General features: G+C 38.2%; 10 protein-coding genes. All 10 read right to left on the minus strand.

Annotation, left to right across the window (positions count from 1 at the left end):
• Window positions 1-257 precede the first annotated feature (257 nt).
• Window positions 258-404: a hypothetical protein gene (locus FCI53_RS21485; protein WP_171038169.1), complete on the minus strand. Its 147-nt coding sequence runs from the start codon at window positions 402-404 to the stop codon at window positions 258-260.
• Window positions 405-541: 137 nt separating this feature from the next.
• On the minus strand, window positions 542-1,030 hold the full coding sequence (locus tag FCI53_RS13005; RefSeq protein ID WP_138419495.1) for a VanZ family protein: 489 nt from the start codon (window positions 1,028-1,030) through the stop codon (window positions 542-544).
• 682 nt (window positions 1,031-1,712) lie between these two features.
• A complete protein-coding gene (locus FCI53_RS13010) occupies window positions 1,713-2,720 on the minus strand; it encodes a Gfo/Idh/MocA family protein (RefSeq protein ID WP_138419496.1) in 1,008 nt (335 codons plus the stop codon).
• Window positions 2,721-3,567: 847 nt separating this feature from the next.
• Window positions 3,568-4,389 carry a carbohydrate ABC transporter permease gene (locus FCI53_RS13015; protein WP_138419497.1) on the minus strand — a complete coding sequence of 274 codons (822 nt, stop codon included), beginning with the start codon at window positions 4,387-4,389 and terminating at the stop codon, window positions 3,568-3,570.
• Entirely contained in the window at window positions 4,389-5,273 is an 885-nt protein-coding gene (locus tag FCI53_RS13020) for a carbohydrate ABC transporter permease (protein WP_425457181.1), read from the minus strand. Before FCI53_RS13020 ends, FCI53_RS13015 begins: the two co-directional genes overlap by 1 nt.
• A gap of 356 nt (window positions 5,274-5,629) precedes the next feature.
• Complete coding sequence (locus tag FCI53_RS13025) at window positions 5,630-6,937, minus strand: ABC transporter substrate-binding protein (RefSeq protein WP_138419547.1); 1,308 nt, start codon at window positions 6,935-6,937, stop codon at window positions 5,630-5,632.
• A 147-nt stretch (window positions 6,938-7,084) separates the two neighbouring features.
• Window positions 7,085-8,506, minus strand: a complete 1,422-nt coding sequence (locus tag FCI53_RS13030; RefSeq protein WP_246050107.1) for a response regulator — start codon at window positions 8,504-8,506, stop codon at window positions 7,085-7,087.
• Window positions 8,507-9,154: 648 nt separating this feature from the next.
• Window positions 9,155-10,576: a sensor histidine kinase gene (locus tag FCI53_RS13035; protein ID WP_138419500.1), complete on the minus strand. Its 1,422-nt coding sequence runs from the start codon at window positions 10,574-10,576 to the stop codon at window positions 9,155-9,157.
• The gene (locus tag FCI53_RS13040) at window positions 10,573-11,574 is read right to left on the minus strand and encodes a substrate-binding domain-containing protein (RefSeq protein WP_246050102.1); all 1,002 of its coding nucleotides are present in this window, start codon (window positions 11,572-11,574) and stop codon (window positions 10,573-10,575) included. The genes FCI53_RS13035 and FCI53_RS13040 overlap by 4 nt, the downstream gene beginning before the upstream one ends.
• A 219-nt stretch (window positions 11,575-11,793) precedes the next feature.
• Window positions 11,794-12,237, minus strand: a complete 444-nt coding sequence (locus FCI53_RS13045) for an IDEAL domain-containing protein (RefSeq protein WP_138419501.1) — start codon at window positions 12,235-12,237, stop codon at window positions 11,794-11,796.
• Window positions 12,238-12,278: the final 41 nt, after the last annotated feature.

Genomic DNA, 12,278 nt, shown 5'->3' on the forward strand with positions numbered 1-12,278 from the left:
CACACTTAATTTTAGTGCTAAACTAACAATAAAACACTCCCCTGGCTCTCTTATTTTTATACTTATCAAAACTAGGAGTGGCCTCCTATCTGGTAGGACTAGCTATTTATGAGTGGCTAGAACTGAAGCTTTTGGGCGGGGACCTCGATGTGGAGCTTTTTGCCACAAAAAGAAGTGACTTAGGATCTCGACGTATAGGAGCTGGAGTTAACAAAAAAGCGGAGCACTGAATTTACTTCAGCACTCCGCTTTTTCTATTATTCTCTGTTTATTCTTGGCAATTGGTAATCTTCTAGTTTTCGAATTAATGTCCGAATCATTTCTTCCGTATTATTAATTTGATGATTTTCAGACTTATCAATCACTTCATGTAACACATGTTTATAGATCTCTCGTTCATCCAAATAATCACCTCACATGGCTGAACCATCTTGGTTACTTTAGCTTATGATGGTGTTGTCTAATTAGTGCTTTTCATTTTTGGTTCCAGCTGCTATTCCTAGTCGGTCCTATAGTATACTCCTATCTAATATCATATATGCTATTGCTTTCGACGGATTCGTGTAAATAGCAACAAAAGCCCTACTCCAATTAATCCACCAAAGCCATCTAATAGTACATCCCCCACATATGGGGTTCGGTTTGGCGTAATCCCTTGGTGCCACTCGTCAAACGCAGCATAAACTGTCGTTGATATAAACGAAATCACCAGTAGAAAAGAAGAAGTCCTTTTTTGCCACGTTTTCGAAAATGCATAATAAAATGCCAGCATTAAAATAAAAAAGACAGTGACATGAGCTCCTTTTCTGATGAAAAATTCAACAAAAGAGTAAATCCCCATTTCATGCACACTAACAACAGAGTTATGGTACGTGAAAGATACCCAGTCAACAAATGGTATTAAAAATGTTAAGTCGACATAATCAGAAAGAAATGGTTTAATATCTTGATTTTGATAGGGTTGTGAGGAAGAATAAAAGATTACTCCCATCCATATAATTGCTGGTAGCCAATAGAGGCACTTTTTCATTTTTGGTGTTCCTCCTAGTTTGATAGATTCATAGGGTTTAGGTGTGTTGGTTTGTCTATACGGGACAGTAAATCATTTTTGTGTACCGTAATTTCATTCGAGTTCTCGTTTCGGGACAGTAAATAGTTTTTATGTACCAAAATTTGTTTCTAGTTCTCTTTTCGGGACAGTAAATGCTTTTTGTGTACCATAATTTGATTCTAGTTCTCGTTTCGGGACAGTAAATCATTTTTGTGTACCGAAACCTGACTCTAGATCCCTTTTCGGGACAGTAAATCATTTTTATGTACCAAACCATGCTCTATTTTCTGAACAAGCATACGGGGCAGCAAGGTCTCTTTGGTATCCTATCATTAATAATCGCTTTGGTCATCAATCGTGGATTAAATTAGCCATCAACCGACTACTCCCTTTTGTCGACCATGATATAGACTTAATAGAAAATACAGCTTTCCGAAAGTTTCCAAGTGATCAAGTATATCACTACAAATGGGTTTTATATTGAGTGTACTAATCGAGGAGATGTGGATTATGTTATGAGAGGATCGAGCAATTTCTTTCAGTCATACTTAAAACATTTAACGGAATGAGGATCCGTCCATAACTAGCAACCGGCTCCCCATTCCGTTATAAGCTAAAAAGTACTTTACTCCAAAAATGTGGACATTATCAGCAATAGCAGTTACTCACTATAATGGACCGCAACAGGTTTACCTGTATCAATCGATTCATAACAGCTATCCATCACTGTTGTATGATGGATCATGTTTTCTATCGTATAGCTTGGTTGTTTATTTTCTAGCAAGCAATCTGCAAAATGCTCGACTTGAAGTTTGTACTGGTCACCCTCGATTGAGCGTTCGATCACTTCGTTGTTATCTTTAATCAATCGAACGCTTCCATTGCCATCTTCGTTTTGATCTGGACGATAGGCACCTTTCACTTCAATCTTCCCTTTGGATCCGATGATTTCATATTCGTTTCTTGGTATCGAGGCAAAACTACAATCAAACGAAGCTCGGATACCACTTGCAAAATTTAATACCCCTGCCACAGTCGTATCGACGTTGAGCTCTGGATGAAGCTTGGCACTTGCATAAACATTCGTTGGTTCCTCGTCAAGCACATGCCTTAGGGAATGAATCGTATAACAGCCAATATCATACAGAGATCCACCACCGAGGTCAGAATTCATACGGATGTTTGAGCCATCGTTCAATACAAATGAAAAACTAGCACGTGCAAAGGCCACATCACCAATCTCACCAGCTTGAATCCACTCTTTTACCAATTGATGTTGAGGGTGGAATTGGTACATAAATGCTTCCATGAACGTAACTTTATACATCTCACAAGCTAATAACATTTCTTTTAATTCTGATGAATTTAAGGCTGCTGGCTTTTCGCATAAGATATGTTTTCCTTGTTTGGCCGCTTCAATGACCCATTCTTTATGTAAACTATTTGGTAGTGGAATGTAAACAGCATCAATTGTTTGATCCTCTAACAACGCTTCATAACTGTCATATGCTGTTGGAATGTTTAACGACTTTGCCACTTCTCTTGCTTTTTCTCCACCCCGACTAGCAATCGCAGCTACTTCACCATTTTTTGATCGTTGGATGGCTGGAATTACTTGTGTACGGCCTATTTTAGCTGTACTAAGAACTCCCCATTGTATTTTTTTCATATTCTCGCTCCCTTCATCATCTAGTAGAAATCGCTTTCTCTATTATTCTATCGTATTAGATGGGTCCCCTTCAAATATCTCTACTATTACGTACAATTATCTTTGTCAAATGTGTGACCACGTACGCGTAGGACTTCCTGGATCTATTCCTCTATTTGCCAAGGCATTTCGTTTTTTTACGACAAATAGCTTTCCAGTCAATTTCCCTAAACAAAAACAACCCAGGCATGAACCCGAGCTTCACTAACAATAATATTAATAGAAATCACTCTATTTTTTCTTATTGCGTTACTGCGCATTAGCTATATAATGCGCAATAACTATCGTACTATTATTCTGCTTTCTTCTATTCTGATTGAAATAAGTGCTATACAATCGCTACGGCAGAATACTCCCCGCTTTCAATAGGCAGCGATACATCGCACGAAGCAAATTGGTTTGTATTTTCGAGGAGTCTCCGTATTTTGCCTTCACTGGTATAAGTTTTCTGATCAGCGATAGCCACTCTATAAAAGAAAAATAAAGAATTTACTGCAAGGTAATGTAACAACATACTAACTAACATAAAAAAGATATAGTATATGACTTCATTAAGCAAGGCATTATAAAACTTCAGAGTACTGGAATAAGCGGAGGAAATACACGGAGACTCCCGTGGGACTAGTGGCATCGGTGAGACCCCGCAGCGAGGGACGAGCGAGTAGGCTCATCAGCCGCCCGTGGAAAGCGGAGTGTATTTCCGCAGCGATATATTAGCACTTATTTTTATAAAGGGCAGTGGAGGTTATTGCGTGTTATATATCAATTACGCAATAAAAAACGGAAGAAAGATAGTATAATCACCGCCCTACCCTTTAACAGACCCTGCTAGTAATCCGCGAACAAAATATTTACCCAGTAAAATATAGACAAGTAAGGTTGGCAATGCAGCAAGCAACGCACCAGCCATTTGTACGTTCCATTGCACAATTTGACTTCCAGATAGGTTTTGCAAGGCAACCATAATTGGTTGACTATCCGAATTCGTAATCGTTACCGCGAACAAAAACTCATTCCAAATATTGGTAAACTGCCAAATGGCAACAACAACGAATCCTGAAATCGAAAGTGGAATAATGATGTGCCTAAAAATTCCTAAGAAGTTGGCGCCATCAATTTTTGCTGATTCAATCATCGAATCAGGGATATTGGCATAAAAATTTCGAAACATCAACGTTGTTATTGGTAAACCGTAAACCACATGGGTGAGGATTAACCCACCAATCGAGTTATACAATCCAATGGAACGAAGAAATTGAATGAGCGGAATTAAAATACTTTGATATGGAATAAACATGCCAAATAGCATGATGGTAAACAATAGTTCCGATCCTTTAAACCGCCACTTCGATAACACATACCCATTCATTGCCCCTAATAATGCTGACAATAACGTCGCCGGTACAACTAAATAGATACTATTCATAAAGTTTGGTGCAAGTTCTGTAAAGGCCTTTATATAACTACTAAAATCAATTGCCGTTGGTAATGCCCACATATGGTCCAAGGACACTTCATCAAGCGGTTTTATACTGGTAACGATAATGACATAGACGGGCGTTAAGAAGATAATCGCCATCACAATTAATACCGCATATTTTAAAATGGTAGATAGTTTTAGCTTTGCCATCAATTATCACCCTTTCGACTAGTTATTAAGTATGGAACGATAAATATAGCCACAAGTAATAACATGATAATTGCGATGGCAGAACCATTTGCATAATAGTTACCGCGGAAAGTCGTCTCAAACATGTACACACCAGGTACATCAGTTACGAAATTTGCACCAGATCCTGTCATGGCATAAATTAAGTCAAATATTTTCAATGAAATGTGTGCCATAATAATAACGACACTTACCGTGATTGGTGTTAAAATCGGCAAAATAACTTTACGGTAAATTTGAAATTCAGACGCTCCATCGATTCGTGCTGCTTCCCGCAGTTCTTCAGGAATACCTCGTAATCCCGCTAAATACATCGCCAACGAAAAGCCCGTCATCTGCCAGACAGCTGCAATCACGACTGCAATAATGGCGACAGGAAGACCAAATTCAATACTTCCCCACTCAAACCCTGCTAAGATATTCGTATCGGTATACCATTTTGGTTGAATACCGAACACTTGTAAAAACTGATTAAAACCTGTTGATGGATTTAATAACCATTGCCAAACAACCCCCGTTACTACGAACGATAGTGCCATTGGGAATAAGAAAATATTACGAAAGAATGATTCCCCTTTTAGTTTTTGATCAATCAATGTCGATAAACCAAGTCCCATAATAATGACTAATCCAATAAACAAAATCGTAAAGAATACGGTATTTCGTAAATCTGCTTGGAAGCGATAATCATTAAACAAATAAATATAGTTTTTTAAACCGGCGAAAGAGAAGTCAGGAACTAATGTATTCCAATTACTGACAGACACCCATCCCGTCCAACCAATAAATCCATAAACAAAAATCACAATCAAAATAAAGGACGGTGCTAAAAACGCAATTGCCATTAGTTTATCTTTTGAAATTTTCTTTTTCTTGTTTAGTTTTGGTTGCCTCTCCAGGTGTTGATTGGTGCTTATCTCTTGTTTCATTGTGAAATCCTCCTATCTTCAGAGGTATCAATCGCTCTTTTTTCATCTTGGCTGGTTGCTTACGGAGTGTTATTTTTTCGCGAAAAACATAGACTCCGATGCAACTTTAGCGTAGATTTGCTTTTCAAAATTCTTTTCTTGAATCGTGCACTGTGCCAATTTCATTTTGAACATATCACGCTATTTTTGTATCACTTCTTTGCCGGCCACGACACCAAACTTAGGCTTAGAGTAAACCCCCGTATCGCTGTAGCAATACGGGGGCGCCCCGTTTATTGAAGGTCAGCAGCTGCGTTTACTAGTGTATTAATGAAGTTATCCGTATCTTGTTGTGTTACAAAGATGTTTACAGCTTGATTGACTTTTGTTAAATACCCTTCAGGTGCTGCTGAACCGTGTGCTAGACTTGGTGCCAGGCGGGAATTAGTGAAATCTTCCATCGTATCTTGACCATACTCATCATAATTAGCTGGATCTGCGTCAACACGAGCTGGAATCGAACCTTTCAATGGATTGAATGTATCTTGACCTTCCACAGAACCCAATACAGCTAGGAAGTCTTTTACATCATCTTCGTTGTCGATTCCATCAGGTAATCCGAATGTATCGGTGATAACCATGAAATTACCATCTGTTTCAGGGTATGGGAAGTAACCAAAGTCTTCATTTGTCGCAAGATCTAAGTCGTTAGAGAAATAACCTTTGGCCCAATCACCCATGTTCAACATTGCAGCATCCCCATTTGCTACTAATTGAGCAGCATCTTGCCAGTTACGTGAAGCATGATCTTCGTTTACATAATTTATCGTTTGCTCGAATAATTCAACAGCCTCCACTACGCGATCATCATCAAACGGTATGTCGCCACTGAATAATGCATCGTAATCATCAGGACCTAGTACACCTAGTAAAATATTTTCAAAGATTTGAGTCGCTGTCCAAGATTCTTTATCCCCCAAGGCTAGTGGAGTTACACCAGCTTGTTGCAATTGATCTGCAACCTCAAAAAATTCATCAAATGTAGTTGGAACTTCAATGTTATGCTCCTCGAACACTTCCATATTGTAGAAAATCACATTACCACGGTGAATGTTCACTGGAACTGAATAAATTTCGCCATCCTTACTTACCATGTCGATTAAGTCTTCAGGGAATTTATCCATCCACTCTTGTTCTTCAAAAAAGCTTGTAATTGGTTGCATTTTGCCTGCAGCAACCCAGCCTTCGTTTAGTTCATCCCCGCCATGTACTTGGAATGTAGAAGGTGGATCATCCCCTTGCATCCGTGTTGCTAATACAGCTTTGGCGTTGGTACCAGCACCACCAGAAACTGCTGCATTATCTACGGTAATGTCTGGATGTTCTTGTTCAAATAAATCAATGAGTGCGAGTAGCCCATCTTCTTCACCTGCTCCAGTCCACCAACTAAAGATCTCAACTAAGCCGCCTTCATCATTACCTTCATCTGAGGTTCCTTCTGCTTCTTGTTCCGATGTATCAGGCGTGTCATTCGAATCATCTGGAGATGTTTCTTGATCAGAAGATGTGTCAGAATTACATGCTGCTAATGCAACAACCATCACGACCAACAACAAAAAACTTAGTAACTTTTTCACTTTCTAAGCCCCCTTCAAAATTGTTTAACTTTGTTAACGCTTACAGTATAAGTATAAGACGATAGCTTCGGTTAAAACGAAACTTTTTTCTGTACTTTTTAAAGATTCTCTTCATTTTTTTATGATCTTGTTTTGATATTGTTTTGGGGACATGTTCACATGCTTCTTAAAAACACGACTAAAATAATTAGGATCTTTATAGCCAACCATGGCACTTATTTGTTTTAAACTATAATGGTTTTCTTTCAAGTATTGCTTTGCTTTATTCAACCGTAATCTTGTTAGATAATCAATAAATGCTTCTCCTGTTGCTTCTTTAAATAGGTTGGAAAAATAATTGGTGCTTAAATCAATGTATTGGGAGATTTGGTCTAAACTAAGGGGCTGATCATAATGATGTTCGATGTAAGTTTTCGCACGTTCAATTTTATTTTGGGATTGATAATACTGCTGAATTTGTAAACAAATGACCTTTATAAAATCATACCAATCCTGTCTTGTTTGTAACTGGTAAAACGACATAGTATTTAGCATGTCTACTTTATCTGCATGCATTTGTTTGATTGTATAAAAGACTTCAGCGAGCTGGTCTAATGGTCCTTCTATTGTTTCATAGATTTGTGTAAAAAAAGTGACTGCTTCTTGTTCATTACCTGTTTCAATCGCAGTTATTAAACGGGTATACTGATCCTGTTCAGTTGTTCGTTTCTCCTCCGGAAAGCCATAGTTTGTTTGTTTTCTTTCCATTAAAATATGGACTGCTTTAAAGGCTTGTTGGTAGGACCGTGGGAGCTGAGCCAATTTTCTAGCTGGATAACCGATGCCGATGTAGACATCCTCCCCTAGTTCTAGTTGAACTTTTCTTGCTAATTGTAAAAGAAACGCTTTTGTCTGTTGCTGATGACTAATAAATAAAACACTACATCTATGATCATCATGATGGATTAGTACATCGTCATCTGTACGGGAGCGCAAAAACTGTTTTAACCTGGGGACATTCTCGGTTGCAACTCCTTCTATTGTCCAAAAAAAGCCGGACTGAAATTGTGGGAACAGCTCTTGTTGTAGTTCGATCGTTTCTTCTTGTATCTCCTGCTTCATCACTTTTGATAAAAATAGTTCTCTAGCGATTTCAATCGAATGCGCTTTATGATTTAGCGTTTCCTGTTCTTGTTCCACTTCATTTCGAACTCGTAAGATCGCGCGAATCATCTCTTCCTTTTTGCTCGGCTTTAATATGTATTCTTTTACTCCAAATTGCATCGCCTGTTTGGCATAGTCAAATGAATCATAAGCAGAAACGATGATAAACTTCATGGATGGGTGTTGTTCTATAATTTGTTCAATTGCTTCAATGCCACTAACCCCTGGCATTTTGATATCCATTAGCATTATATTAGGTTGTAGTTGATTGGCTAATTCAATTGCTACTCGCCCATTCGGCGCTTCACCTATCACTTCCATATCAGAGAAGTTTTCATCAATAAATTTACACATCATTTTCCGCTCTAACAACTCATCTTCTGCAATCACAAGCTTCAACTTTATCGCCCTCCATTTCAAACTATATCTAGAAACGATGAATTCAATTTCGTGTTTAAACTCTTTTGTTAAGCACAGTTTGCATTTGCTATATAATACGCATTAACCTCCACTGTCCTTTATAAAATAAGTGCTAATAATCGCTTCGGAAATACACTACGCTTTCCACGGGCGGCTGATGAGCCTCCTCGCTCGTCCCTCGCTGCGGGGTCTCACCTAGGCCTTTCCTCCCGTAGGAGTCTCCGTGTATTTCCTTCGCTATATATAGTGCATTGATTTCAGATAGCTATATGTGGTCAATATGTTGCGTATTTATACTAATCATTAATCAGATAACGTATCCCAGTGTAGGCAGAATGCGGAGACTCCTCGAAAATAAAGTATCGCTGCAAAGCCTTCCTTGTCCTACGTAAACAGCACGAGCCTAAGAACCACCGTAAATAAAGGAACACAGGCTAAGATCGCCACGGACACGCGAGTAACGCCTGCGTCACCAATTGGCCAGAGGCCGTGCCCGCGGAAAGCGTAGTATTCTGCCGTAGCGATGGTATAACACTTATTACAATCAGAAAAGTGTGAGAGCAAAATTACGAAGGTTATGTCGTATAATATAGCTTTTATACAGCGAAAAACACTCCTTTACAAAACATCCTTCGGCAACAACAACCGTATCGATGACCCTTGTCCAACTTGTGAGTCAATTTCAATCACATCTTCCTGTTGGTAAAACAATTGCAGTCGGCGGATTACGTTTGTCATCCCTAACCCGGTAGAATGTCCGACATGTTCCTCATCTTCGGGTTTTGATAAGGACAAGATACGGTTTACTTGTTCCTCTGTCATCCCTATCCCATTATCGTTTACTTCTACCACGACGTGTTCTTCGGTTTGGTTAATCGTTATTGCTAATTTTCCACCTTGTTCTACTGGTTCAAGACCGTGGATAAACGCATTTTCAACAATCGGTTGCAACGTTAAACGAGGAACAGGGATCGATAGACAACTTTCATCAATCGCAATGGAAAACTCCATCCTTTCCATGAATCTCGTTTTTTGGATTGTGATATATTCTTGAACAACCTTGACCTCATCTTCTAAACGTACAAATTTTTCTAAATCACCTAAACTATGTCGTAGTAATGTAGCAGCAGAATCAATTAAATTCGAAGTTGATTTTGCATCTTCTAAATACGCCATTTTCGAAATCGTATTAAGCGTATTAAATAAAAAGTGTGGATTGACTTGATTTTGCAAATGTTTTAGTTCCAATTCCTTCATCAATCGCTCTTGTTCCGATTTGTCTTTCATTTCCGAAATTAAATCACGGATATTTGTCCGCATCGTATTAAATGAATCGCCCAATAATTTTAATTCATCATTAGATGCGATCGTAACAGGCTCCCCATCAAACTTTCCGGCAGACACTTGTTTTGCTGCAGTAGACAATTGTTGGATTGGTTTTGTTATCCCATCTGTTAAACTGATCGCTATCACGATTGCGAACAATACCGTTGTGACAAACAAGAAAACAATAAACCACTGAAACGTATTTTCACGGTCTTGCATGTCCATATAAAAAGATTGATAGTTGGTTAACTCCATATCAATTAATGTTAAAGTCATATCTTGAATATAGGCATTTATATTTTCTAATTCATTTAAATGTAGTGTATACCGTTCCATATCATCACGTATTACAAACCCTACCGTTAATTCACTTTGTCGCATATGTGACTCGATCATATTTAAATAATTTTTCAGTTGAATTTGGTCATTGTCTTGAACAGATCGCAGTTGATCCTTTTCTATTTCTAACTTTGCAAATGTTTGATAATAGTTTGTTAGATTTTGATCCTCTTGCTCCAACACATAGGATTTCGTATTTTCATAAAGCTCATTCGATGTTTGTGAAATCGAATTAAATAATAGAAAGTGCTCAAAACTACCATGATATTCGTCCATTAACTTACTTGAACTAACATAAATGGATAGGGACACGACATTGAAAAGGGCAACGAATACTAAAAAATATACAAATAGCTTACTACGAATTGTCTTCATGGCAAGTCACCCGTGGAAGTCATTTGTCCCTGATGAACATCTTGTTTTCTAATCACTCCAGTATCCGTAAATTCTTTTGTTTTAACTTGTTCACCATTTTGGAGCTTCATCATTTGTTGAACAGCTAGTTTCCCCATTTCAAATGGATGTTGCACAATTGTAGCATCTATTTTTTCTTGTTCGATTAACTCTAATGTTCTAGGTAATGTGTCAAATGCCAGTATGTAATGACCCATTCTTAAATTCATTTCTTCAATACCTTGGACAATTCCGATCCCATCGAGTGCACTCGTCCCAATTAAAACATTGACTTTCGGGTTTCGTTTTAAAAGTGTATAGGTCGCTTGGGTTGCACCAATTTCTGTAATATTGGATTCAACGACCTCAACAAGCTCAATCCGCTCGACTTCTGCAATCGCATCCTTAAATCCTTGTAACCGTTCTTGTTGGTTTAGGGCATCAAACTTGCCGATCACTGCACCGACAAATTTTTTTCCGGTTGTATCTGCTATTAATGTTTCCCCAGCAAGAACACCTGCCTGGTAATTATCTGTTCCCACATAGGATGCACGTTCACTAGATGGAACATCCGTATCAATTGTTACGATTGGAACCCCGTTCTCAACAGCCTTCGATACTAGCTCCTTAAACCGACTGCCTTGAATCCCTTGTGTAATAATACCATCGACATTTGCACGAATCATTCGATCAATCATTAGAAGTTTTTCTTCAGGATCGGATTTCTTCGGTCCTATATCATCTAAGTATAAGGAATAGTGTCTCGCCTGCTGTTTTGCCCCTTGCTCAATGAAGTGCCAGTACTCATTCCCTTCCTCTTCCATAATCAATGCGATATGGACATCATAGGAAGCTTGTCCAGCCGTGCTTACTTCATCCACTTGAAATGTCTTAACTCCATAATAGAGCATCAAACCAAAGCTAATCCCAAAACCAACTAAAACAATACTATAAATCAGTTGTTTACGTTTGACATGCAACAGAATCCGCCCCTTCACCTCAACATCCAACAAACTATGTAATCGCTGTCAATGTTAATTATACAGTAAAAAACGCTCGAATATAAACATTCAAGCGTTTTTTACCGATTACCTATTCCCTACAACCGTTACAGCCGCTATAATTATTGAGCTGTGAACTGCATTTCCTTGTTAAGTAATGATATAGGGTTTCTATCTAATTGACCGTTTCAAAAACTTTTACATTTCCTTTAATTTATCCGTATACTCGATAAATTTGTCATAATCTCTTTTCTCTAACGCTTCATCAATTAATCGTTTTAAATTTTGTTTTTCTAAATCGATGATCACGTGATTAATTTCTTCTGTCTTTATAGGGGTCTTATCATTGTTTAGATAAGGATGAATGATGGAGTTAAGGTGTGCCTTAAAATCACTTAACTTTAACAATTCCGATAATGCTACACGACTGTACTCCTTGCCTTTCTGAAAAACAAATACATCATTTTCATTCTCCACTTGCTGTGTTTCTCGGTTGATCCGGATTTCTCTAGATTCCAGTGGAACAAACTGATACACCTTGTCATCTAATGATAAAGAAAAATATTGGTAAGCCAATACAACGCGGATACAATTGGTCTCTTCCTTGACATAATATGGTTTTAACCGATTTACAGAAAGCATCCTGTCACCCCCTTCAAATGACCCAGATGAATCACCAAACC

This window comes from Aquibacillus sediminis (assembly GCF_005870085.1).
In the GTDB taxonomy this organism is placed as follows: domain Bacteria; phylum Bacillota; class Bacilli; order Bacillales; family Amphibacillaceae; genus Aquibacillus_E; species Aquibacillus_E sediminis.

Coding starts and splice junctions, on each gene's coding strand:
- FCI53_RS13035 (WP_138419500.1), bottom strand. CDS start 10,576: ATGAAGACAATTCGTAGTAAGCTATTTGTATATTTTTTAGTATTCGTT.
- FCI53_RS13025 (WP_138419547.1), bottom strand. CDS start 6,937: ATGGTTGTTGCATTAGCAGCATGTAATTCTGACACATCTTCTGATCAA.
- FCI53_RS13045 (WP_138419501.1), bottom strand. CDS start 12,237: ATGCTTTCTGTAAATCGGTTAAAACCATATTATGTCAAGGAAGAGACC.
- FCI53_RS13005 (WP_138419495.1), bottom strand. CDS start 1,030: ATGAAAAAGTGCCTCTATTGGCTACCAGCAATTATATGGATGGGAGTA.
- FCI53_RS13015 (WP_138419497.1), bottom strand. CDS start 4,389: ATGGCAAAGCTAAAACTATCTACCATTTTAAAATATGCGGTATTAATT.
- FCI53_RS13020 (WP_425457181.1), bottom strand. CDS start 5,273: ATGGCAATTGCGTTTTTAGCACCGTCCTTTATTTTGATTGTGATTTTT.
- FCI53_RS13010 (WP_138419496.1), bottom strand. CDS start 2,720: ATGAAAAAAATACAATGGGGAGTTCTTAGTACAGCTAAAATAGGCCGT.